The 23,719-nt window shown below is 65.2% G+C and carries 21 protein-coding genes, 1 pseudogene and 1 riboswitch; of the genes and pseudogenes, 9 read left to right on the top strand and 13 right to left on the bottom strand.

Features of this window, described 5'->3' with window-relative positions; all coding sequences use genetic code 11:
* The 4 genes and pseudogenes from DL1_RS18750 to DL1_RS18735 all read right to left on the bottom strand — a co-directional run.
* Positions 1-307 (bottom strand): annotated as a pseudogene (locus DL1_RS18750) (precorrin-3B synthase); the annotation flags it as partial.
* Positions 304-3,561 carry a cobaltochelatase subunit CobN gene (cobN, locus tag DL1_RS18745; RefSeq protein WP_038069285.1) on the bottom strand — a complete coding sequence of 1,086 codons (3,258 nt, stop codon included), beginning with the start codon at positions 3,559-3,561 and terminating at the stop codon, positions 304-306. The gene cobN and the pseudogene DL1_RS18750, both read right to left, overlap by 4 nt.
* 6 nt (positions 3,562-3,567) lie before the next feature.
* Positions 3,568-4,602, bottom strand: coding sequence for a cobalamin biosynthesis protein CobW (gene cobW, locus DL1_RS18740; RefSeq protein WP_038069280.1), 1,035 nt, complete (start codon positions 4,600-4,602; stop codon positions 3,568-3,570).
* 20 nt (positions 4,603-4,622) lie between these two features.
* Complete coding sequence (locus tag DL1_RS18735) at positions 4,623-5,000, bottom strand: DUF1636 family protein (protein WP_038069278.1); 378 nt, start codon at positions 4,998-5,000, stop codon at positions 4,623-4,625.
* Between the two features lie 97 nt (positions 5,001-5,097).
* Positions 5,098-5,315: riboswitch (cobalamin riboswitch) on the bottom strand.
* A gap of 35 nt (positions 5,316-5,350) precedes the next feature.
* On the opposite strand from DL1_RS18735, the gene cobO reads away from it, so the two are divergent.
* Together cobO and DL1_RS18725 are read left to right on the top strand one after the other, a co-directional pair.
* Positions 5,351-5,971: a cob(I)yrinic acid a,c-diamide adenosyltransferase gene (cobO, locus tag DL1_RS18730; RefSeq protein ID WP_038069275.1), complete on the top strand. Its 621-nt coding sequence runs from the start codon at positions 5,351-5,353 to the stop codon at positions 5,969-5,971.
* A gap of 285 nt (positions 5,972-6,256) precedes the next feature.
* Positions 6,257-7,702 (top strand): cobyric acid synthase, encoded by a 1,446-nt coding sequence (locus tag DL1_RS18725; protein ID WP_038069273.1) that lies wholly within the window; start codon positions 6,257-6,259, stop codon positions 7,700-7,702.
* On the opposite strand, the gene cobD is transcribed toward DL1_RS18725, so the two are convergent.
* Genes cobD through DL1_RS18705 form a run of 4 tightly spaced genes read right to left on the bottom strand, consistent with a single transcriptional unit; the run spans position 7,699 to position 11,048 of the window.
* Positions 7,699-8,673: a threonine-phosphate decarboxylase CobD gene (cobD, locus tag DL1_RS18720; protein WP_038069270.1), complete on the bottom strand. Its 975-nt coding sequence runs from the start codon at positions 8,671-8,673 to the stop codon at positions 7,699-7,701. The two genes, DL1_RS18725 and cobD, sit on opposite strands and share 4 nt — an antisense overlap.
* A 1-nt stretch (position 8,674) precedes the next feature.
* On the bottom strand, positions 8,675-9,625 hold the full coding sequence (gene cbiB / locus DL1_RS18715; RefSeq protein WP_038069268.1) for an adenosylcobinamide-phosphate synthase CbiB: 951 nt from the start codon (positions 9,623-9,625) through the stop codon (positions 8,675-8,677).
* On the bottom strand, positions 9,622-10,467 hold the full coding sequence (locus tag DL1_RS18710) for a hypothetical protein (protein WP_038069266.1): 846 nt from the start codon (positions 10,465-10,467) through the stop codon (positions 9,622-9,624). Before DL1_RS18710 ends, cbiB begins: the two co-directional genes overlap by 4 nt.
* Positions 10,458-11,048, bottom strand: coding sequence for a histidine phosphatase family protein (locus DL1_RS18705; protein WP_245739625.1), 591 nt, complete (start codon positions 11,046-11,048; stop codon positions 10,458-10,460). The genes DL1_RS18710 and DL1_RS18705 overlap by 10 nt, the downstream gene beginning before the upstream one ends.
* Positions 11,049-11,069: 21 nt before the next feature.
* Between DL1_RS18705 and cobU the strand changes: the two genes are divergently transcribed.
* The 5 genes from cobU (at position 11,070) to DL1_RS18680 (ending at position 16,463) form a co-directional block, all read left to right on the top strand.
* The gene (gene cobU / locus DL1_RS18700; RefSeq protein WP_038069263.1) at positions 11,070-11,579 is read left to right on the top strand and encodes a bifunctional adenosylcobinamide kinase/adenosylcobinamide-phosphate guanylyltransferase; all 510 of its coding nucleotides are present in this window, start codon (positions 11,070-11,072) and stop codon (positions 11,577-11,579) included.
* Complete coding sequence (gene cobT / locus DL1_RS18695) at positions 11,579-12,604, top strand: nicotinate-nucleotide--dimethylbenzimidazole phosphoribosyltransferase (RefSeq protein ID WP_038069261.1); 1,026 nt, start codon at positions 11,579-11,581, stop codon at positions 12,602-12,604. Before cobU ends, cobT begins: the two co-directional genes overlap by 1 nt.
* Positions 12,601-13,347 (top strand): adenosylcobinamide-GDP ribazoletransferase, encoded by a 747-nt coding sequence (gene cobS, locus DL1_RS18690; RefSeq protein WP_038069259.1) that lies wholly within the window; start codon positions 12,601-12,603, stop codon positions 13,345-13,347. The genes cobT and cobS overlap by 4 nt, the downstream gene beginning before the upstream one ends.
* A gap of 138 nt (positions 13,348-13,485) precedes the next feature.
* Positions 13,486-14,607 (top strand): hypothetical protein, encoded by a 1,122-nt coding sequence (locus DL1_RS18685; protein ID WP_038069257.1) that lies wholly within the window; start codon positions 13,486-13,488, stop codon positions 14,605-14,607.
* 23 nt (positions 14,608-14,630) lie between these two features.
* Entirely contained in the window at positions 14,631-16,463 is a 1,833-nt protein-coding gene (locus DL1_RS18680) for a glycosyltransferase family 2 protein (RefSeq protein ID WP_051693685.1), read from the top strand.
* A 3-nt stretch (positions 16,464-16,466) separates the two neighbouring features.
* Here the strand turns inward: DL1_RS18680 and DL1_RS18675 are convergent, their stop codons facing one another.
* A complete protein-coding gene (locus DL1_RS18675; RefSeq protein WP_038069256.1) occupies positions 16,467-18,461 on the bottom strand; it encodes a glycosyltransferase family 32 protein in 1,995 nt (664 codons plus the stop codon).
* A 225-nt stretch (positions 18,462-18,686) separates the two neighbouring features.
* Here DL1_RS18675 and uvrA point away from each other — a divergent pair, with 225 nt between their 5' ends.
* Positions 18,687-21,542, top strand: a complete 2,856-nt coding sequence (gene uvrA / locus DL1_RS18670) for an excinuclease ABC subunit UvrA (protein WP_038069254.1) — start codon at positions 18,687-18,689, stop codon at positions 21,540-21,542.
* Complete coding sequence (locus DL1_RS18665) at positions 21,539-21,952, top strand: NUDIX hydrolase (RefSeq protein WP_038069252.1); 414 nt, start codon at positions 21,539-21,541, stop codon at positions 21,950-21,952. Before uvrA ends, DL1_RS18665 begins: the two co-directional genes overlap by 4 nt.
* Before the next feature lie 50 nt (positions 21,953-22,002).
* On the opposite strand, the gene DL1_RS18660 is transcribed toward DL1_RS18665, so the two are convergent.
* The 4 genes from DL1_RS18660 to DL1_RS18645 all read right to left on the bottom strand — a co-directional run.
* Positions 22,003-22,317, bottom strand: coding sequence for a hypothetical protein (locus DL1_RS18660; RefSeq protein WP_143081697.1), 315 nt, complete (start codon positions 22,315-22,317; stop codon positions 22,003-22,005).
* Between the two features lie 220 nt (positions 22,318-22,537).
* Positions 22,538-22,978, bottom strand: a complete 441-nt coding sequence (locus DL1_RS21070) for a hypothetical protein (RefSeq protein WP_051693684.1) — start codon at positions 22,976-22,978, stop codon at positions 22,538-22,540.
* A gap of 118 nt (positions 22,979-23,096) precedes the next feature.
* Positions 23,097-23,294 carry a YgaP family membrane protein gene (locus tag DL1_RS18650; RefSeq protein ID WP_425441848.1) on the bottom strand — a complete coding sequence of 66 codons (198 nt, stop codon included), beginning with the start codon at positions 23,292-23,294 and terminating at the stop codon, positions 23,097-23,099.
* Positions 23,295-23,505: 211 nt separating this feature from the next.
* Positions 23,506-23,719: NAD-binding protein (locus DL1_RS18645; RefSeq protein ID WP_038069243.1), on the bottom strand; the 214-nt coding region annotated here is incomplete at its 5' end.

The raw sequence follows: 23,719 nt of genomic DNA, 5'->3' as shown, positions 1-23,719 counted from the left end.
CGATATTGCGCCGCGCCTCGATCTCCACATCGTCATCGACCAGCCCGACCTCGCGCAAGGCCATGATCATCTGTTGGTGGCCTTGGGGCCGCACGCCGCGCAGTTGCAGATTGCCGCGTGCCGTCAGATCGATCAGACCGTTGCCGTAAAAGACCGAGAACCGCGAGATCAACCGGGCCTGACAGGGAATGAGCCGCGCCATCGGTGGGCGCAGCCGCACCACCAGCCCATCGCCCGAAGCTATCGGACGCAGCGCGCCGGGGCACCAGCCCTGAACGACCGGTTGGTTCACGGGGGGGTGGGTCATGGATGTGCCTCCAGAAAGGCCATTGGGGCATTGCGCAGGCTTTTCCAAAGTCCGGCCTGATTGAGCTGCGCAAAGCGCGCGCGCAAGGCCGCCAGCGCCTGCGGGTTTTCCGCCTCGAGAAAGGCCACAAGATCGGGGCGCTCCAGCGTCGCCTCGAAATAGAGATCAAACAAATGCGGCTCGACCACGCCTGCGAGATGCGCGAAGGCCGCCAGATGATCGAGCGTGGCCGCGATCTCGGCCCCGCCGCGAAACCCGTGCGCCATCATCGAGCTGATCCAGTCGGGATTGGCCGCGCGGGCACGCACGGTGCGCGCGATCTCTTCGGAGAGCGTGCGGGCGCGGGGCTGATCGGGACGGGTCGAATCCAGATGATAGAGCGCAGGCGCAGGCCGCCCCATCCGGGCCATGGCGGCGGCAAACCCTGCCTCGTGGCGGGCATAATCGCCTGCCATCAGCAGATCGGTCTCGGGGAGATCTTGGAGATGCACGAAGCCGTCCGCCCCCGCGAGCCGCGCCTCAAGACCCGCCCGGTCCATTGTGATCTCGCCCTGCGCATCAATGGCATGGCTGGAGGCCGCGAGCCACGCCTCGCCCGCATCGAGCCGCGCGGCGTCGCTGAACTCAGAGGGTGCGGTCTCCATGCCCAAACCATATTGGCCGGGCTTGGGGCCAAAGACACGGGGGCTGCGCGCGTGATAGGGGTTTTCTGCCGCAGGCTCGTCGCGCTGGGCCAAAGCGGAACAGCCCGCCTCGAACATCTGCGCAAGGCCGGGAAAGACATCGCGAAACAGCCCAGAGACCCGCAGCGTCACATCGATACGCGGACGGTTCAACAGCGCGGGCGCGATCACCTCAAAGCCGCTCACCCGCCCGCTGGCGTCCTCCCAACGCGGCGCGAGCCCCGCCAGATGCAGCGCCATCGCGAATTCCTCGCCCGCCGTGCGCATCGTGGCCGAGCCCCAAAGATCGACCACCAGCCCGCGCGGCCAGTCGCCGTGATCCTGCAGGTGGCGGCGCAGCAACTCCTCGGCCAGCTTGACGCCTTGCGCATGGGCCGCGCGCGAGGGCAGGGCGCGCGGATCGGTCGTGAACAGGTTGCGCCCGCTGGGCCGCACATCGGCGCGCCCGCGATGGGGAGAGCCGGACGGGCCGGGGGGCACGAACCGCCCCGCAAGCGCAGCCCTCAGCCCCGCGCGTTCGGCCGCCCCGCATTCGCCCTGCCCGAAGATATGCAGCCCGTGCGGGAACTGGGCCTCCTTGATGTCGCACACGAAGCGGTCGATGCGCGGGATTGCCTCGGCTATGCTGGTCTGCGCGGTCAGGCCCAGATCTGCCTCGACCCCGCGCCCCTGCGCCTCGGCCCGGATATCTGCGATCAGCCGGTCACGCCGCGCCGGGTCCAGCCCGTCGGCGGTGGCATATTCATCGAGCAGCTGTTCAAGCTGGGCCAGCCCCTCGGGCAAGACGCTCTGCGCAAGCGGCGGCGGCAGATGCCCGATCGTGACCGCGCCAATCCGGCGCTTGGCCTGCGCGGCCTCGCCCGGATCGTTGACGATGAACGGGTAGATCACCGGCATCGCCCCCGTCAGCGCCTCGGGCCAGCAGGCATCCGACAGGGCCACCGATTTGCCCGGCAGCCATTCCAGCGTACCATGCGCGCCCACATGGATCAGCGCATCGGCCCGCGTGCGGAGCCACAGGTAGAAGGCGACATAACCATGGCACGGGGTGCGGGCCAGATCGTGATAGCTCTCGGCCCGGTCTGCGCGTGCGCCGCGTTCCGGCTGAAGCGCGATCAGCGCCTTGCCTGAGCGCAGGGCGCGGAAGGCAAAACCGCCCTCACGAAAGGCCGGATCGGCCTCCGGCGCGCCCCATGCGTCCATCAGATCGGCGCGCAGCGTCTCTGGCAATGTTTCAAGGGCCGCCTGATACTCGGCCAGCGGCCAATGCAGGCTCTCGCGCAAAAGCTGTTGCGCCAGATCGGGCAGGGGCTGAGTGTCATAGCCCTGCGCGGAAAGATCGCTCAGGATCGCCTCGCTGGAGGCCAGCGCATCAAGCCCCACCGCATGGGCGATCTGATCGTCGCGCCCCGGATAGGTCGAGAGCACCAGCGCCGGGCGGATCTGCGCGGACGGTTGGCTGCGCAGCCTGTGCCACTGCGCGGCCCGCGCGGCGATGGCTGCGATCCGTGTCGGATCGGGCTGGTGGATCTGGCGTGAAAATTCCAGATCGGGGTCGCGCGCCGTGGCCTGTTTGAAGCTCGCAACGCCCGCAAAAATCCGCCCGTCCACCTCGGGCAGCACGACATGCATCGCGAGATCGGCAGGTGAGAGCCCGCGCGTGCTCTGCGACCACGCCTGCCGCTCGGCGGTTGAAAGCGCTATCTGAAACACCGGGCATTGCGCGGCCTCCAGCGGCGAGGCCGCCCCATCGGCCCCTTGCGCGGAAAACGCGGTCGCATTGAGGATCACCGCCGGGGGGCAGCGCTCGATCTCATCGCGCAGCCACGCGCCAATCCCCGGTGCCTTGAGCGAGGGCACGAACAGCCCTGTGGCGGCAAAGCCCTGCGCCTCAAGGGCCGCGATTAGCGCATCGACCGGGCCGGTATCGGCGGCACTCAGGTAGGAGCGGTAAAACACCACCAAAGCCTGCGGGCGGGATGGACCTTGCGCGGGCGCTGCCACCACCCCCGCGCCGGGGCGGTAAAACCCATGCTCTGGCACCGTTTTCAGCCCCGCCACCGGGCGGGCATACAGCCCAGCTGCCAAAGCCATCTGTGCCAGCGCGGCTTGGGCGGCCACAGCGCCGCCCGCATCGCACAGATGCTGCAAGCGGCGCAGCGTCGAGACCGGCAGCGTCGAGAGCGCATCGAGCCTCGGATCGGGGCGCCCGTCGGCGGGCAGAACCGCAAGCGCGATCCCGCGCCGCCGCGCCAGATCCTGCAGGCAGGCAAGCCCATAGGCCCAGTAGCTCTCGCCCCCGATCACCCGCACGAGGATGCCGCGCGCCTCCGTCAGCGTCTGCTCGCAATAGACATCGACCGAGAGCGGATGGCGCAGCCCCGCGAGATTGGCCAGACGCAGGCTCGGCAGCGCCGCGCCCGCCGCCTGCGCCCGGTGCCAGCCTGCCGCGAAAGCCCCCAGATCGCTGTCGGAAAACGACAGCGCCACCAGATCGGCGGGGCTTTGCCCCAGATCCTGAGGCAGATCGGTCTCTTCCAAACCGTGACTTTCGCGAAAGACGATATGCATCGGCGCTCAGACCTTCAGCGCGCTACGGATCGCATCCGCATCAAGATGGTCATGCTCGGCGATCACCACCAGCTCGGAGCGTCGCGCCCGATCGCCCCAGGGCTGGTCATACTGCGCGCGCACCCGGGCGCCCACGGCCTGAACCAGCAGCCGCATCGGCTTGCCTTCAACCGCGACATAGCCTTTCACGCGCAGCACGTTTTGGGCCCGCGCAAGCTCGGCGATCGCCGTCTTGAGATCCTCCGGGTCGGTGATCTCGCCAATCTCGATCACAACCGTGTCGAAATCGTCATGCTCGTGATCCTCGGCCCCGTCATGGTGGCTCGGACGGGCGTCGAGATCATCCTCTGCGGCGGCCTTCAGCCCCAACACGACGCGCGGATCGACGACGCCTTCGCGCACGGGCAGGATCGGAACCGGGCGGGGGGCCTCGGCCTCGATCACCGCACGGGCGCGCGCCAGACCGTCTTCCCCGGCCAGATCGGCTTTGCTCAGCAGCACGAGATCAGCGCAGGCGATCTGATCCTCGAAGACTTCTGAAAGCGGGGTCTCGTGATCAAGGCTCTCATCGGCTTCGCGCTGGGCCTGAAGGGCGGCCGGATCGGGCGCAAAAAGCCTCGCCGCCACCGCCTCGGCATCGGCCAGTGCGATCACCCCATCCACAGTGACGCGCGAGCGGATCGGCGGCCAATCGAAGGCCTTGAGCAGCGGCTTGGGCAGCGCCAGACCCGAGGTCTCGATCAAGATATGATCGGGGCGCTCGGGACGGGCAAGCAGCGCCTCGATGGTCGGGATGAACTCATCGGCCACGGTGCAGCAGATACAGCCATTGGCCAGCTCGACGATGCTCTCTGCGGGGCAATTCTCGTCGGCGCAGGATTTCAGGATGTCGCCATCGACCCCGGCTGTGCCAAATTCATTGACGAGGATCGCCAGCCTGCGCCCGCCCGGATTGGCCATCAGATGGCGCACCAGCGTGGTCTTGCCCGCGCCGAGAAAGCCGGTGATCACGGTGACGGGGATCTTGTTGAGATCGGACATTGGAAATTCCTTTTGGGAGGTCAAGACTGCGGCGGGAGCCGCGCGATGGAATGTTTGCGAAAGATTTCGGGGCGCTCGCGCCAAGGCACCAGCCCATCGGCGCTCGCGGCGTACCGGGCCACGCCTTCAAGGATCGCTGTGCCATGCAGATCGGGATCGAGATCGCCATAGACATAGCTCCAGCGCTCAGGCCCGCCCGAGAGCGCAATCGTGCAGCCACGCGAACAGGCCGAAAGGCAATCGACGGCGCGCAGCTGAACCCCTTCGGGCAAATCATGCGCGGCGATCTGCGCCAGCAGACGCGCGCCCGGACGCGGGGCGTCGGGGGCGTCGTCCTCAGCGCTTTCGCCGCCGATCTTGCGGCAGGTCTGGCAGATCATCAGGGTGACACAGCCCATAGCACTCTCCTTTTTCGGCGCAGGAGAATGGGCTTGGGCAGAAGACGGGCAGGCGCATGCAGGCCATCTCAAGCCGGCCGCGAAACACCCCGTTCGCCCGTTACATATCTTGCTGGCAGGTCTCCCGGCTTGCGGATCCCGAAACCCAAAGCGAGGGCCTCGACGGTTCACCCACCTTCCCGGCACAAGGCCAGTGGCATGCGGCAAACCTCTCCGGTCACGGTCGCGGGGGCGGCTGTGCTTCGGTCGGTTTCCCGGCCTAGCGCATTCCCTCTTCGCCTGTCATAGACAGGAACCAGCGGCCTCACCTGAGGCATTGCGCGACCCGTTGTCAAGCCAAGGATGCAAGGATGAGCACACAGGACACCAGCGACGAGACCCGCCACGCCGAGAAAATGGCCAAGATCAAAGCCGCCCGCGACAAGATGATGGCTGGCAAATCAGACGAGAAAGGCCTGATCATCGTCCATACCGGCAAGGGCAAGGGCAAAAGCTCGTCGGGCTTTGGCATGATCTTGCGCGCGCTGGCCCATGAGATGCCCTGCGCGGTCGTCCAGTTCATCAAGGGCGGATGGGACACTGGCGAGCGCCGCCTGTTGAGCACGCATTTCAGCCATCTGTGCCGGTTTCACGCGATGGGCGAGGGCTTCACCTGGGAGACCCAGGACCGGGCGCGCGACATAGCCGCCGCCCAAGCCGGTTGGGAAAAGGCCAAGGCGCTGATCCGCGACCCGCAGATCGAGATGGTGCTGCTCGATGAGATCAACATCGCTCTGCGCTACGATTATCTTGATATTGCCGAGGTCACCGAATTCCTGCGGACGCAAAAGCCGCCGATGACCCATGTCGTGCTCACCGGTCGCAATGCCAAGGATCCGCTGATCGAACTGGCCGATCTTGTGACCGAGATGACGTTGATTAAACATCCCTTCCGCGCGGGCATCAAGGCGCAGCGCGGCGTGGAATATTGAGCGGGCCGGGGAGGGGCGCTGCCCCGCTGCGCAAGCGCAGCCCCCGAGATATTTGATCCAAGATGAATGTAGGAAGGTAAGGATGTATCAACCATTGCCTGCCAGAGTGTCAGCTACGGTACAGGGAGAGGTCCCGATGACCGTCCAAGGTGAAAGCGCCGCGCCTCCCCCGCTTCGTCGGCCCGAGGCGCGGCGCCCCGATAGACCCGTTCCTTTCATCTTGGCAAAAAATACCTCCGCCGGAGGCGCAGCTCGCCCTGTGGCGCTCAGGGTCGGGGGCGCGAGATGACGGCGCTGATGATTCAGGGCGCGGGCAGCAATGTCGGCAAGTCGATGCTGGTGGCGGGCTTGTGCCGGGCCGCCAGACGGCGCGGTCTGTCGGTTGCGCCTTTCAAGCCGCAGAATATGTCCAACAACGCCGCCGTGACCGCGGATGGCGGCGAGATCGGGCGTGCGCAGGCTTTGCAGGCGCGTGCCTGTGGGCTGGAGCCCACGGTCGATATGAACCCGGTCCTGCTCAAGCCCGAGACCGATACAGGCGCGCAGGTGATCGTCCATGGCAAGCGGATGGCTTCGACGCAGGCCAAAGCCTATTGGGATCTCAAGCCGCGGCTTCTGGGCGCCGTGCTGGAGAGTTTCGCGCGGCTGCGCGCCGCCCATGATCTGGTGATTGTCGAGGGGGCGGGCAGCCCGGCCGAGATCAATCTGCGGCGCGGTGATATCGCGAATATGGGATTTGCGCGGGCGGCGGACGTGCCGGTGATCCTTGTGGGCGATATTGATCGGGGCGGTGTGATCGCGCAGATCATCGGCACGCAGGCGGTGCTCGATCCCGCGGATGCCGCGATGATCTCAGGCTTTGTGATCAACAAGTTTCGCGGCGATCTTCGTTTGTTTGACGATGGGTATGAGGCGATTGCGGCGCGCACGCGGTGGCCGGGCTTCGGGGTCGTGCCGTTCTTTTCCGACGCGGTCAAGCTGCCTGCCGAGGATGCGCTCGATTTGCCGCAGCGGGGCACGGGGCGCGGGCTGCGGGTGGTGTGCCTTGCGCTCTCGCGGATTGCCAATTTCGACGATCTCGATCCGCTCGCACAGGAGCCGGGCGTTGATCTGACCTTGTTGGGGCCGGGTGCGCCGATCCCGGGGGATGCGGATCTGGTGATTGTGCCGGGCACGAAATCGACTCGGGGCGATCTGGCGTTTCTGCGCGCGCAGAGCTGGGATATCGATCTTGCCGCTCATGTTCGACGCGGCGGCCATGTGCTGGGGATTTGCGGCGGCTATCAGATGCTGGGGCGGAGGGTGTGTGACCCCGAGGGGATCGAGGGCGCGCCGGGCTCAGATCCGGGGCTTGGGCTTTTGGATGTCGAGACGGTGATGGTGCCCGACAAACGGGTGAGCCTTGTGGAGGCGGTCCATGCGGGCACCAAGGCTGCGATGCGCGGCTATGAAATCCATATCGGGCGCACCGAGGGGGCGGACCGCAGGCGCCCCTTTGCCCATGTGGCGGGGGTGCCGGAGGGCGCAGGTTCGCCCGATGGGCGGATCTGGGGCAGCTACCTGCACGGGATGTTCGGCGAAGACGGGTTTCGCAAGGCGTGGCTCTCGGGCTTTGGGGTGCAGGCGGGGCCGCTGAGCTACGGGGCGGTGGTGGAGGCCACGCTCGATGCGCTGGCCGATCATCTGGAGACCCATCTCGATGTTGCGGGGCTTCTGGGCTGCGCGCGCTAGGGGGCGATGGCACCAAGCGCGTTTTCCACCCGGTCCCATTCCTCTTGCGCGCCGGGCAGGCCCAGACGAATGAGATCGGGAGACCACGGAAAGATCCGGCTCCAGATCCGGGCGCGGGCAAGCGCGGTCTGTGCTGCCAGTGCATCGGGCGTGCGGTAGAGCCGAAAGAGCGCCGTGCCGCCCACAAGCTGCCACCCCGCGCGTTCTGCCCGCGCATCGAGCCGGGCCGCATCGCGGTGCAGCCGGGCAGTGGTCTCGCGCTGCCATGCGGTGTCGCCAAGCGCGCGCGAGCCGATTTCAAGCGCCGCCCCGCTGACCGGCCATGGCCCGGCCATCTCGCGTAGCGCTGCGATCTCGGCGGGCGCACCAAGCGCAAAGCCCAGTCGCAGCCCCGCGAGCCCGTAGAACTTGCCGAAGGAGCGCAGCACGATCAGCCCTTCGCGCCCCGCATGAGGGGCAAGCGACAGCGCGGGATAGGGATCTGCAAAGCTCTCATCGACGACCAGAGTGCCGGTTGTGCGTGCAAGCTCCAGCAGGGTCTCGGGTTCAGCGCTCCGCCCATCGGGATTGTTGGGATTGACGAGCACCGCGAGATCCGCGCCCTCCAGATCGGCGCGCTCTGTGACCTCGGTAACTTGCCAGCCCGCCGCGCGCAGGCAGGCGGCATGTTCGTTATAGGTCGGGCTCAGGATCCGGGCCGTGCCGGGCGGGCGCAGGCGGGGGATCATCTGGATCGCGGATTGTGCCCCGGCCAGCGGCACGATCGCGGCTTGGGTGTCAAAGGCCGCACCGGCGGCTTCGATCAGCGCGTCCTGAGCGGCGCGCGTCGGCAGATCGGTCCAGACAGAGGCGGGCAGAGCGGGCAGCGGATAGGGGCAGCGATTGATGCCCGTCGAGAGATCAATCCACGTCTCCATGGCGCCGCCGAACTGCGCGCGTGCCATATCGAGATTGCCGCCGTGATCGCGCATGTCATCCTCCAATGCGTGCGGCGGCACTCAACCCCAGAAGCAGGGCCAATGCAAACATCGCGCGCAGATAGAGCGCCAGCCCGCGCGCAATGTCGTCGGCCCTCGGATCTTTGCCTTGCGCGTTCACATAGGGCTCTTGCGCCAGCTCCGTGCCGTAATGGCGCGGCCCGGACAGCCGCAGATCGAGCGCTGCGGCCAATGCAGCCTCGGGCCAGCCCGCATTGGGCGAGCGATGCTGAGAGGCCTCGCGCAGCATGCAGCGCAGCGCCGCACGCGGCCGCCTTGAGCAGAGCGCAAACAAAAGCCCCGTCAGCCGCGCGGGGATGAGATTGGCGACATCGTCGATCCGGGCGGCCGCCTTGCCGAACCATTCGTAGCGCGCATTGCGATGGCCGATCATCGAATCGAGCGTGTTGATCGCCTTGTATCCCGCGATCCCCGGCAGCCCGAAACACGCCCCCCAAAAGAGCGGCGCGACGATTCCGTCCGAGGCGTTCTCGGCGAGGCTTTCAAGCGCTGCGCGCGCAACCCCGGCCTCATCCAGCCGCTGCGGGTCGCGCCCCACGATCATCGCCACGGCCCGACGCGCGCCGTCAAGATCGCCCGCGCGCAAGGTGCGGGCCACGGCTGCCACATGGGCATGCATCGCGCGTGCGGCGACGAGCGGCCATGCGAGTATCCCTGCGAGCGCCGCGCCGAGCCAGCCGCCGGGCAGCCAGAGGCTCAGGGCCATCGCAAGCCCCACGCTGAGCGCGATCACGAAAAGGCTTACGGCTAGCCCGGCGCAAAACCGAAAGCGGTTCGATGCGCTGGGCCGGTTCCAGCGGCGCTCAAGGGCGGTGATCACGGCCCCCAGCCATGTCACCGGATGTCCGATCCGCGCAAAGAGCCAAGCGGGCCAGCCGCAAAGCGCATCGATGCCGAGCGCGATCAGCATGGAGAGCACGCTCATACCGGCCCCCCGGCGCGAAACTGGAGGATCTGGCGAAAGCCCGCGGCGCGCAGCGCAGAAGCCGCCCGCGCAGGCACGCAGCCCGGTGCAAAGATTAACCCGCGCGCAGAGCCGGTATGAGCCGCGAGATGGCCAAGCGCGCCCAGCTCGCGGGCCAGCTGTGGCAGCGGATCGGGACGGGGGCCGCGCTGGGCTAGGTTGCGCTTGGCCGAGAGGCTGGCGAGGCGGGCGATCTCGGGCAGGTCGCGCGCTTCTGCGGCCTGACGCCAAGGCGCGATCAGATCGGAGATATCGGCGAAATTGAGATCGCGCGGATCGGTGCGCTGGGTGGGGGGGAGAAACCCGCCAAGGATCTCGCAGCGCGGCGGCGCGGGCAGGCGGGCGAGACTGTGGCCCTTGCGCGAGGCCCAGAGCATCCGATCAGGCCGGGGCCACATCAGCGGATCGCTCGCGCCTTCCGTTGCGATGCAGGCAAGCGCGATTTCGGCGGGGTCAAGATCGGGGCGCACCAGTCGGGCAATGGCCACGAGTGCGGCCGTCGAAGCCCCTGCACCGCCGCCGGGCGGCATGGTGGCGCGCAGGGTGAAGGCGTGGCGCGGTGCGGGCAGGCTTAGCGGCTGCCGGTTCAGGCTTTGCAGGAAGGCGCGCAGCCGGGCAGGCACAAGCAGCCGCTGCGCGCTGTGCAGTTGGAGCTGCGCGGCGGGACGGCGGCTTGCATGCACCTGCAGGGCTGGGCAGGGCAGCGTGATCAGCGCGATCTCGCCCTCAGGCCCAATCCGCCCCTGCATCCATTCTCCGAAATGGCCCGCAACCGAGACCCGGGCCGGGCGCGTCAGGGGCATCGGTTCACCTCGCGCACGATGCCGCCGCCTTCGGGCAACAGCGCGATGCGGCTGAGCGAGAGCGGCGCGATTTCGAAAGACAGGGCGGGCGGGACGGTACCGAGGGCCAGCGCCAACGCGGCCCGGATCGTGCCGGCATGGGCAACGATCACGCTATCGCCTTCCAGTTTCGCAAGCGCGGGACGCACCCGCGCGCAAAGATCGGCAAAGCTCTCCCCTTCGGGCGGGCGATGCGCGGCCAGATCGGCTTGCGAGAGCGGGCCGAGATCGGGCAGATCGGCAAAGGGTCGCCCCTCCCATACGCCGAAATCTTGCTCCCACAGTTGGGCCGCGTCCTGCCAGCCCTCAGCCCAAATCGCCTGCGCCGTCTGCACGCAGCGAAGTGCGGGGCTGCGCAGGCGTCGGGCCGCTCCGGGAAGCCTCGCGCGGAGGTCATCAAACCGGTCAGGCGCGGGGCAATCGGCGGGCAGATCACGCCGTCCACACAGCCCGCCATCGCTGCGGGTGGGCGCATGCCGGATCATCCAAAGCTCTCGCAGGCTGTCGCGGGTCACGTGGTTTTCCTCTTCCAAACGGCTCACATATCTGCTTTTTCCTCGGCCATGAGCAAGGTGATATTGATCACGGGCGGGGCCCGATCCGGCAAAAGCGCGCTTGCAGAGCGCCATATGCGCAGCTTTCCCGGTGCGCCCGTCTACATTGCCACCGCAGAGATTCGCGATGATGAAATGGCGCAACGGGTCGCGCTGCATCGCGCGCGGCGCGGCCCGGAATGGCGTCAGATCGATGCGCCGCTCGATGTGGTGGGCGCGTTGCGCGACAGCGACGGGGCAGGGCCGCGGCTCTTGGATTGCCTGACCTTGTGGCTGACCAACCTGATGCTGGGCGGGCATGACTGGGAGGCGGCGGGGCGCGTATTGGCGCAGTGCCTGAGCACCCAGAGCGCGCCGGTGATCTTGGTGACCAATGAGGTGGGCGCGGGGATTGTTCCCGAAAGCGCGCTGGGGCGGGCGTTTCGCGATGCGGCGGGCCTCTTGAACCAGCGGATCGCGGCCATCTCCGATGAAGTTTATCTCGCCGTCTCCGGCCTTCCGATGAAAGTGAAACCCTGATGACTGACGTCCCTTTTACCCTCTCCGCCTTGGCCGATCTTGGCACGCTGGCCCGCGATCTGCCGCGCTTTGATGACCGCGCCGCCGAAGCCGCGCGCGCCCGTCAGAACAGTCTGAGCAAGCCGCCGGGATCACTCGGGCGGCTAGAGGAACTGGCGGTGTTCATGGCGGGTTGGCAAGGCACGGAACGCCTGAAGATCGCGCGCGCACAGGCCCTTGTTTTCGCCGGAAATCACGGGGTTTGTGCGCAGGGCGTCAACCCGTTCCCGCAAGAGGTCACGGCGCAGATGGTCGCCAATTTCGAGGCAGGCGGCGCGGCCATCAACCAGCTTTGCCGCGCCAATGGTGCCGATTTGCAGGTGATCGCGCTCGATCTTGAGACCCCGACGGGCGATATCACGACCGGGCCTGCACTGGACGAGGCGGCCTGCCTGACGGTCTTCAATCGCGGGGCGGCGGCGGTCGATCCGCACGCCGATGTGGTGATCCTCGGCGAGATGGGGATCGGCAATTCAACGATTGCGGCGGCGCTGGCGGCGGCGATTTTCGGCGGAGAGGTGCGTGACTGGGTTGGTCCCGGCACGGGCTCGGATGGCGAGGGGCTCGCGCGCAAGATCGCCGCGATTGAGCGCGCGCTGGCCCGTCACGCCGATCTGCGCGGCAATGCGCCCGCACAGCTCGCAGCCCTTGGCGGGCGCGAGCAAGCGGCGATCTGCGGGGCGGTTCTGGCGGCTCGGATGGCGCGTATCCCGGTGCTGCTGGATGGGTTTATCTGCACGGCGGCGGCGGCGGCTCTGTATGGGACGGACCCGGATTATCTCGCGCATTGCCGCGTCGGCCATGTGAGCGCAGAGCCCGGACATCGGCGCCTGCTCGACGCGTTGGGCCAGACCCCGGTTCTGGATTTCGACATGCGGCTGGGCGAGGGCTCGGGGGCGGCGCTGGCGCTTGGCATTCTGCGCTCGGCGCTGGCCTGTCACAACGGGATGGCGACCTTTGGCGAGGCCGGGGTGTCGGGCGGATGAGCCTGCGTGCCCGCATTGATGAGGCGCGCCTTGCGCTGATGCTGCTGACCCGATTGCCCGCCGGACGGCTGACGGGCACGGCGCCACCGCTCGGGGCCTCGGCCTGGGCCTGGCCCTTGGTGGGCGCGTGCGTGGGCGCGATCGCGGCGCTGGTTTTTGCCGCCGCCCACGGTCTGAGCCTGTCACCTGCGATCTGCGCGTTGCTGGCCTCGGGCGCGGCGATCCTTGTGACCGGTGGTCTGCATGAGGACGGTTTGGCCGATCTGGCCGACAGCGCGGGCGGGCGTGACCGTGCGCACCGGCTTGAGATCATGCGCGACAGCCGGATCGGGAGCTTCGGGATGCTGGCTCTGGCGCTGGTTCTGGCGCTGCGCGTGGCAGCGCTGGCCCAGATCGCCACGCCTGAGACGGTGGGCGTGGCGCTGATCGCTGTGGCGATGGCCAGCCGGGCGATGATGGCGCTTTGGGCCCGGCTTCTGCCGCCCGCACGCCCCGACGGGATGGGTCACAGCACCGCGCAACCGCCGCGCGGCGCGCTTGGCGTGGCGCTTGCGCTGGCGGCACTTGCGCTGGCGACGCTGGGGGGCGCGGGGCTTGGTGTTGCGCTCGCGGTGGGGATCGCGGCCACGCTGGTTGCGGGGCATGCTCGGGTGCGTTTGGGCGGGCAGACCGGGGATGTGCTGGGCGCGATCCAAATCCTGTCGGAAACCTGCGGGCTACTGGCCTGCGCGGCGCTCCTTTAGGGCAGCCTATCTGCGCGCCGATCCCATTGATCCTTGTGAGCGCGGCAGGTATGAGCGTCAGTCAAACCAATGTCTTTCGCATCGTGGGCGGAGTGCGCCCCGTGTCACGACGTGCCTCACACAGGAACCGCACGCCACATGAGAGCTTATTGCCATATCGGGCACCACAAGACCGGCACCACCTCACTTCAGGATTTCCTTTCGAGCAACGTGCCGCAGCTTCTGCGTGCCGGGATCATTTATCCTTGGGTCGAGACGCAGGGCGCGGCCTTTGCCGTGGCATCTGCCGCCGGGCGCGCCAAAATCCCCGATGTCTTGCCGATCAATATTCGCGAGGCGCAGAACGCGCTCGCATTTCGGATGCTCGCGGACACGGTCCCGGCATGGGAGGTGCCTGGCTACCATGCCGATCTGCCGCATTCGCGTCAGATGATGTTGGCGATCCGCAACCAGATCGAGCAGATCGCGCCGGATACGATCGTGCTGTGCTCTGAGGTCATGTCGCATTTCGGCAAGGTCCGGCAGGATCAGATCTCGCGCCTGCGCAAGGTGGCACTTGAAGATGTCGAGGACATCACCTTGTGGTGCACCCTGCGCCGCCCCGACGAACAATTGACCTCGTGGCACGCGCAGCAGGTTCGGTTCGGCATGTCGCCTGAACCGCTGTCAGACCCCGAAAAGGGGCTCAATCTGAAATGGTTGCATGTCGATTATCGCGGCGTGATCGCGCCTTGGATCGAACATATCCCCGAGGCTGAGGTCAAGCTGCGCCCCTATCGCGAGGTGATGGCGCAAGGCGGCTCTGTTGAGGATTTCGTGAAGAATTCCGGCATTGCCTTCCCCAAAGATATGCAGCCCGCGCGGCGTTTGAATGTCAGCTTGCCGCCTGCCGTGGTCTCGCTTTTGCGTGAGGCGAATGCGGTCTTGCCCAAGCCTGCGGCCAACGAGTTGAGCGGCATCATGTCGCTGCTTGGCCCCGGTCTCGATCTGGCAAGCGCGAAAGAGGTCGAGTTTCTCGGGCAGGCCTCACGCGACCGGCTGGCCGCGCATTTCACGCCCATCCATGAATGGCTTTCCGAGTTATCTGGGCGGGACCGCTTCTTTGACGATATCGAGGAGATGCGCGCGTGCCGCCCCGTGCCCGAGCGCGTGGCCTTGCGCCAGTTGCTCGACCAACTGAGCCCCGAGCTTTTCCAGCTCGCGAAACATTCCGAGATTGCGGGTTTTATTCGATCATTCCGTGAAGATTTTCGACCGTGACCTCTCTCACAGGATCAAACCCCATGAGCTCGACCGCCGCATATTCGCTGCAAGAGCTTTTATGGCCCGAGCTGGGCGTGTCGACCGAGCGCGATCTCTACGTCAAGTTTGAGGGCTCAGCGGCTCTGTCGGGCACGGAACCATGCGTGAATTTTGGTCCCGGTGATTTTGCGGATTTTGGCACCTCGGCCAATCTGTTCAATTTTGGCAAATGGCGCCGCCATTGCGGCCTCAAGACGCTTGCGCTGCGCCTCGAAGGGGTGGGGCGGTTTGAGCTGGCAGTGTCGCAATCCACGCTAGAGCGCTCTGAGGACTGCATTTTCAAGGGGCAGGTCGAGCTGGCAGAGGGCACGCCGGTCTCGGCCGATCTCAGCGCGCTGTTGCGGCCCGATGCCGTGGGGACGGTCGAGTTTTCGCTGCGCGCCTTGGGCGAGGGGCGGCTGGATGGGGCGATCTGGGAGACCCGCGATGCGCCGCGCCGCACGCCGAGCCTGACGCTCTCGATCACGACCTTCAAGCGCGAGGCCGCGGTGCAGGCCAGTGTCGCGCGCTTCGAGCGGTTCATGGAGGGGAGCGCGCTTGCGCCACATCTGCATCTTTTGGTGGTCGATAACGGTCGCAGCGCCGAGATCGCCCCCTCGGACCATGTCACGCCGATCGGCAATGAAAATCTCGGAGGCTCGGGCGGGTTTGCGCGCGGGCTTCTGGAGGCGGCGGCGCGCGGCGCCACGCATTGCCTGTTCATGGATGACGATGCCGCCGTTCAGATGGGCGCGCTGGAGCGGGTCTGGACCTTTCTCGCCTATGCCGAGGATGATCGCGTGGCGATCTCGGGGGGCATGACGATGGCCAATGAGCGCGCGATGGTCTGGGAAAGCGGCGCGACCTTTCAGAGCAGTTGCCGTCCGCATTGGATGGGCACGGATCTGCGTGACCGCGAGGACGTGTTGAAGATGGAGCTGGGCTCTACCGGTCCCAAGCCGCATAATTTCTACGGCGGCTGGTGGTTTTTCGCCTTTCCGATCGCACACGCGCGCTACAAGCCTTTCCCGTTTTTCGTGCGCGGCGATGATGTCAGCTTTTCGCTGGCCAATGATTTCGACATCGTCACGCTGCCGGGTGTCATCTGCTTTCAGGATGCCGATTTTTCCGACAAGGAGTCGCTCCAGACGCTCTATCTCGACCTGCGCAGCCACCTGATCCATCATCTTGCGCTGCCCTCGATGGATATCGGGCTCAAGGGCACGCTGCGGATTGCGGCGTGGTTCTTCGCCCGCAGTATGATGCAGGCGCATTACGAGTCGCTCAAGGCGCTTAATCTGGCCATCGAGGATGTGTTGCGCGGCCCTCAGTTTTTTGCCGAAAATGCAGATATGGTTGCGCGCCGCGCAGCCATTGGCGCGCTGCGCAAGAACGAGGCCTGGAGACCGCTGAACGAGCCGCCCCCCGCCTCGCGCCGCCGCTTTGATCCGCGCAAAAGCAGGGCATGGCGGATGCTGATGAAATATTCGCTCAACGGGCATCTGCTGCCGTTCTTCAGCCTGTGGGGAAATCGCGTGACCCTGAAATCGGGACAGCGTGGCGCGCTGCGCGACGTCTGGGGCGCGGCGCGCATCACCTATGTGAGCATCGATGGCCGGGAGAGCTTCACCGTGCGCCATTCCAAGCTGGCCGCCCTGCGCGAAGGGCTGCGCATGCTGCGCAATGAGATCACGCTGGCGCGGCGCTATTCCGAGCTAAAAGAGGAATGGCGCAAGGGATATGAGGCGCTGGCCTCGACCGCTTTCTGGTCAGAGCGTTTCGCGCACGAGCAATCGCAAACGACCGCGGCCGAGCGGGAAGCCGACGAGGCCTGACTCTCAGCCTCCGGCCTCGCCATGCAGCGCCTTTAGGCGGTTCTGGTGAAAGTGTTTCGTCCACGGCTCTGCGTTATTCGTCAGCATCTCCGCGATGAGGCGCGCGGAAAGCTCAAGGCTGCGCAGCTCGGATGCCGGAAACAGATCCTCGGCCAAGGCGGGCTGCGGGATGTCGCAGGCCTCGTCCACGGCTTGCGTGATCGCGGCTGCCATCCAAGGCTGATCGGCAAAGAAGGCCTTATCCATCCGGGCGGCATCGTCGTGGAACTGCGCCGCTGCGCGCTCAGCCAGTGCACGATGCATCCGCAACCGGGTCCGCGCAGTGTCGTCCGATAGCGTGCCCACCATCCGCGCAAGCGCCCAGCCGAAGCTGTGGTGAAACTGCTCGGGTCGCCCGTTGATGCGCGCATGCAGGAATTTCACGCGTAGCAAATCCTCAAGCGAGAGGGATTCGTTGACCTGATCCTCGTCCTCAGCCGTGATCTCGACAGGCCCCAGAGCCGCGCTGAGAAAATCCTCAAGCAGCGCGCCATCCCGTTGCAGCGAGCGCTGCGCCGGACGCAGGACGAAATCGGCGCCGAAGGCCGCGCGCCAAGCTTCGAAACGTGGGGTGTAGGTCAACACGCCGCCCCGGAGGCATTGCGCGTAGAAGGTCTCCATATCGTCTTGCAACCGGCCGATCTTGGTGCGCTCGGCATATTCCGAGACGAGCCGCGGAAGATGCGGGCGGACATAAGCCACGATCTTCACCTGATCGAACTGATCGGCGAAATAGCTGTCGATGAGCCGCCGCAACTGCTTGGGTTTGAAATGCTCGAATTCCTCTGCCGAGAGGATGCAGACCGGGCTTTTGCTCTCTCGCATCCTCTTGGCCAGATTGGTGAACTGGCTCTTTGCGTGCTCACTTGCCTTGCCGTCCAGAGAATTGAGCGCGCGGGCCAGATTGGGCAGGTGGTTGTGGTTGAGCCGTGAACCGTAGAAGGGAAGTTTTCCGTCGATCTTCACCTGATTGCGCGCAAGTGCGTGTTGCAACGCGGTTGTGCCGGTCTTGTGATCGCCGATATGAACGATCAGCGTCCGCGATGGGCCTGTACGCAGGGGCGCCGGGCTGGCAGGGGGCGTGCTGCTTTGCGGCTTGAGTTTGGCGGCCATTGCGCTTGGGTTGAAATCGCGCACCGTCTCCAGACAGGCCTGATGCTTGAGGTATTCGGGGCGCAGCGCGAGCAGTTCGAAAAACTCCCGGCGCAGGTCATGCTTGCGCACGAACTCTGTCAGGATTTCGGCGAAGCGCTTGGTGATCTCTTCGGGAAATGCGTTGAGCTTCGGCGGCAGCCCGTCGAAAATCCCGAAATGCTGCTGAAGCTGCCACGACGAGACGGATTTGTCGTGGCTCGTGCCGAACACGCCGCTCTCTTCGTCAAAGGCGTCGCGATAGCTGTGCAACTGCGCCTCGGGCACGCCCAACTTTTTTACAAGCGCGCTGATCATCATCGGACCGGAGAAAAGAGTCACATTGTAAAGCGCGTGACCCTCCGCGGCATTGCGGCGAATGCACTCGATGGCCTCTGCCACAAACGCCGATCCCTTGGGCGCGTAAAACAGCATATTGGTGATGCGCCCCGTGAAGCCGTGTTTCTCGGCAAAGGCGTCGTCGCGGCGAAACAGTACCGGTCGGTCCGTGCCAAATTGATCAATATCGCCCAAGATCGGAATGTCGGCATCGATATACCAACCGCCATAGCGGTGCAGAAGCACAAGCCGGGCCAGATCGGCGCGGCAGGCGGGGATGCGGATCTTGTTGTAAAGCGCAAGCAGCTCGGGATCATCGACCAGAAGCTCGCGGATCTTCTTGTCGCCGACGAGATGAACGGTCCATTTTCGGGCGGATTTCCGGCTGTGGGAAAGATTTTTTTCAAACACGTCCGGAAGGTTTTTGGGCGTATCCCAGAAATAGAAAATATTGCGCCCATTGGCGTCGATCCGACGTCCCAGTCTCATAATTCGTCAAATCCCCGCCTGACTGTGCTGGATTTGTATATGCCCCGGCCCCTCGACGCGAAGCAAGGCGCCTTTGTACATCTCGTGCTGGGTCTGAAGGCGATTGCGCGCGCGCCCTGAGCCGGATCGGGAAGAATGTGAAAAAGTTCCTGCTTCGTTCGCACATTCCCATTGGAGACTCGCGAGGTCTCCTTTATCTATGGGCGGTGAACCCCGGGGGTATGAATGGCTGAGCAGAAGTTCATCGAAGTGCGCGGCGCGCGCGAGCACAATCTTAAGGGCGTGGATGTCGATATTCCGCGCGATCAGTTCGTGGTGATCACCGGGCTGTCTGGCTCGGGCAAATCGTCGCTCGCCTTTGATACGATCTATGCCGAAGGGCAGCGGCGTTACGTCGAAAGCCTGAGCGCCTATGCGCGCCAGTTCCTCGATATGATGGGCAAGCCGGATGTGGATCACATTTCGGGTCTAAGTCCGGCGATCTCGATCGAGCAAAAGACGACCTCGAAGAACCCGCGCTCGACCGTGGGCACCGTGACCGAGATCTACGACTATATGCGCCTGTTATTCGCCCGCGCGGGCACGCCCTACAGCCCCGCCACCGGCGAGCCGATCGAGGCGCAGCAGGTGCAGGATATGGTCGATGCCGTGATGGCGATGGAGGATGGCACGCGGGGCTATCTTCTGGCGCCCATCGTGCGCGACCGCAAAGGCGAATATCGCAAGGAATTCATAGAGCTGCGCAAGCAGGGCTTTCAGCGGGTCAAGGTGAACGGCGCGTTCTACGAGCTGGAGGACCCGCCGGAGCTGGACAAGAAGTTCCGCCAGAATATCGACGTGGTGGTCGATCGTGTTGTCGTGCGCGAAGGTATGGAGACGCGGCTGGCCGACAGCTTCCGCACGGCGCTCGATCTGGCTGATGGGATCGCGATCTTTGAGAGCGCGCCCAGCGAGGGCGAGCCCGAGCGCACCACGTTTTCCGAGAAATTCGCCTGTCCCGTCTCGGGCTTCACCATCCCCGAGATCGAGCCGCGGCTGTTTTCCTTCAACGCCCCCTTTGGGGCCTGTCCGGTCTGCGACGGTCTGGGGGTCGAGCTGTTCTTCGACGAACGCCTGATCGTGCCCGATGTGACGCTGAGCGTGGCGGGCGGGGCGCTGGCGCCTTGGGCGCGGTCGAAATCGCCCTATTACACCCAGACGCTCGAATCCCTCTCGAAGCATTACGGCTTTGATCGCAAGACGCCGTGGCAGGATCTGCCTGAGAAGGTGCAAAACCTCTTCCTGCACGGCTCGGGCGACGAGGAAATCCCGTTCCGTTTCGACGAGGGCGGGCGCGTCTATGAGGTCAGCCGCAGCTTTGAGGGCATCGTGCCCAATATGGAGCGCCGCTACCGCGAGACCGACAGCGCGTGGTCGCGCGAAGAGATGGAGCGCTATCAGAACAACCGGCCCTGCCATGCCTGCGGCGGCTACCGGCTGCGGCCCGAGGCGCTCGCGGTCAAGATCGGCGGTCGCCATGTGGGTCAGGTCGTCGAGATGTCGATCCGCGAGGCGCATGACTGGTCCGCCTCTGTGCCCGCCGCGCTCTCCAAGCAAAAGAACGAAATCGCCGCGGCCATCTTGAAGGAAATTCGCGAACGTCTTGGATTCCTTGTCAATGTCGGGCTCGACTACCTCACGATGAGCCGGGCGGCAGGCACTTTGTCGGGCGGCGAAAGCCAGCGGATCCGGCTGGCCTCGCAGATCGGTTCGGGGCTGACGGGGGTGCTCTATGTGCTCGACGAGCCCTCGATCGGCCTGCATCAGCGCGACAATGACCGCTTGCTGCAAACGCTGAAAAACCTGCGCGATCAGGGCAATACCGTGATCGTGGTGGAGCATGACGAGGATGCGATCCGGCATGCCGATTACGTCTTCGATATCGGCCCGGGTGCCGGTGTGCATGGCGGTCAGGTGATCGCGCGCGGCACGCCTGCCGAAATCGCAGCCGATCCGAACTCGATCACAGGGCAATATCTCTCGGGCAAACGCGAGATTGCCGTGCCTGCGAAACGCCGTAAGGGAACCAAGAAAAAGGTAACCGTTGTCGGGGCTTGCGGGAATAACTTAAAGGATGTCACGGCGGAGTTTCCACTTGGAAAATTCGTCTGTGTCAGCGGCGTATCGGGTGGCGGGAAATCGACGCTCACGATTGAGACGCTGTTTAAGACCGCCTCGATGCGGCTCAACGGCGCGCGCCAGACGCCCGCGCCTTGCGACACTGTCAAAGGGCTGGAGCATCTCGATAAGGTCATCGATATCGACCAGCGCCCCATCGGACGGACGCCGCGCTCGAACCCGGCCACTTACACCGGGGCCTTCACGCCGATCCGCGATTGGTTCGCGGGCCTGCCGGAAGCAAAAGCGCGGGGCTACAAGCCGGGCCGGTTCTCCTTCAATGTCAAAGGCGGGCGCTGCGAGGCCTGTCAGGGCGATGGCGTCATCAAGATCGAGATGCATTTCCTGCCCGATGTCTATGTCGAATGTGAGACCTGCAAGGGCAAGCGCTACAATCGGGAGACTCTGGAAGTTCTCTATAAAGGCAAGAGCATAGCGGACGTTCTTGATATGACGGTTGAAGATGCGCAGGAGTTCTTCAAGGCCGTGCCAAGCATTCGCGAGAAGATGGATGCGCTGATGGAAGTGGGCCTTGGCTATATCAAGGTCGGCCAACAGGCGACCACGCTTTCGGGCGGTGAGGCGCAGCGCGTGAAGCTCTCCAAGGAGCTGTCCAAACGCGCCACGGGCCGCACGCTTTATATCCTCGACGAGCCGACGACGGGTCTGCATTTCGAGGATGTGCGCAAGCTGCTGGAGGTGCTGCATTCGCTTGTCGATCAGGGCAACACGGTCGTGGTGATCGAGCACAATCTCGACGTGATCAAGACCGCCGATCATATCATCGATATTGGTCCCGAAGGGGGCGATGGCGGCGGTGAGATCGTCGCGGTCGGCACCCCCGAAGAGGTCGCGGCCAACCCGCGCAGCCATACCGGCCACTATCTGGCGCAGATGCTGGGGATCAAGGTCGCGGCGGAATGAGCGAGAGACGCCCGAAACTCGCCGTGCTCGCGGTCTGCGCGCAAGAGGGCAAGCTGTTGCTCGTGCGGCGGAAAAACCCGCCCGATGCGGGCAAGTGGGGCTTTCCCGGCGGCCATGTCGAATGGGGCGAGGCGCTGGCGGGCGCGGCGATCCGCGAGCTGGATGAGGAAACCGGGATCACCGCCACGCCCGGCGCGGTCATCGACCATATCGAGATGATCACCCGCGAGGGCGCTGAGATTAGCCATCATTTCCTGCTGGTCGCGATTCGCTGTCACTACCGTGCGGGTGTGGCGGTGGCCGCCGACGATGCCTTGGCGGTGGATTGGGTCACGCTGGAGGAATTGGAGCGCGGGACGCGCCCGCTGTCCGAAGCCGTGCTTGAAACCGCGCGCAAGGCGCTCGCCTGACGCTCTGGCCCGGTGTTTCTGCCCCCCTGTCTTTGGCCCGGTGATCCGGCTCAGCGTGCGTAGGTCGGGCCGATCACCTCAAGGACCTTTTTGGTCTCGGCATCCACGCGGTAGATCATCCCGGCCACGACGTAATAGCGCCATTTCCCGGTGACCGCTGGCAGATCGTAGCGGCGCAGGTTCATCAGCATCGAGTGCTTATAGACCGGGAAGACGTCGCCCACTTTGAAATCGGGACGGCGCTTGCCTTGCAGCACCCAGCGACGCACGCCGTTCTCCAATGTCATGCAAAACGTCGCCCCCGAGCTGAGCGTCTTGCATTCAGGCTCGGGCTTTTCTGCGGCCTTGGGGTCTGTGTCAGGCACATATTTCCCCGCCCGCATGATCTCAATTCCGCTTTGTTGCGCGGAGGCCCAACCGGGCAGGAGGGCAAGGATAAGGGCGGCGCAGAGAGGAGCTTTCATTCCAAACTGTTAGCGCGCGCCCCCGCGCAGGTCAACGCAGAGCAGGGACAGAGGGGGGCTTGCCTGTCAGTGACGACGCGGAGGAACGGGGCAATGGGGCCGGGAAAGCCCGGCCCTCAGCTCAATTGCCCAGCAGCGCTTGCGCCAGACCGATCAGGGCCAGCACTTCGCCGTTTTGCTGGTTCACCCGGTAAATATAGCCATCCGAGCGATAATAGTGGTAGCGCGGATCCAGCCCGTAATGGCGCGGATCGCGGATCACGACGTAATCGCGCTCGATCCGCTCGCCGGGACGCCAATGGTGATGGTGGTCGCGATCGTCGCGGGCGGAATAGCGGTAATCGCGGTGGTCACGATCATAGCGCCGGTCATCGCGGGCATGGCCCGGCGGGCGGCAGCCATTGTGCGTTTTGGCAAGGCCCGGGGGGCAACCTGCATGGGCATGATGGGGGCCATGGTCCCATTTGTCGTGCCCGTGCCCATGCTCATGGGCCAGTGCGGCACCGGGAAGAAGGGCGGCTCCGACCACAGCGCAAAGAAGAGGTCTCGGAATCCTGAACATGGCGATCTCCTTGTCACGTTTATCGCCGTTTAATGCGCCAGTGACAGGCTCTGTTCCACACGCCTCCCACCTGTTGGCTGTATCCCGCCAATCGCACGGCGATGAATGAGGACGGTGATCAATCCTTGGCGCAGGTATTCACCCCGAGCAGAGAATAGGTCGGGCATTTGGCCAGAAACCCCGTCGCGAGGGGGAAGATGCCAAGCAGCCAGAGCCAGCTATAGACGCCGGGCGGGCTTAGGAAAAAGGCCAGCACCATGAGCAGACCCACGATAATCCGCACGATGCGGTCGATGCCGCCAACATTGGGTTTCATCATCTCGGCTCCTTTCGGACAGGCGCGCATCTAGGCGCGTCATGAGCATTACGCATTGGTAGCCCAAAAGGTTTAGATCCGCGCGGCAAAGCGGCGCGGATCGGCTGATTTTGGCCGGTTTTAGCAGGGGTTAGCCGATGATTTGTGCGCACCGCCGCCAATCCAGGCAAAAGGGACCGGCGGCGGGAATGCGGCAGATCCGCCTGCGCCGTCAGCCGCGCCCGCGCGCCTCGAACCGCGGCAGCATAGCCGAGAAATCGCGGCCCTTGCCATCTTCTTCCTCGACAAAGCGGGTGTAGAGCGCAGCCGCCAGCGCCCCCATCGGGGTATCGGCATCTGCACTTTCGGCGGCCTGCTGGCTCAGACGCAGATCCTTGAGCATGAGATCGGCGGCAAAGCCCGGTTTGTAGCCGTTATCGGCGGGG

It is taken from the genome of Thioclava dalianensis (assembly GCF_000715505.1).
Taxonomy (GTDB): Bacteria; Pseudomonadota; Alphaproteobacteria; order Rhodobacterales; family Rhodobacteraceae; genus Thioclava; species Thioclava dalianensis.
This window is presented reverse-complemented; position numbering and strand designations above follow the sequence as displayed.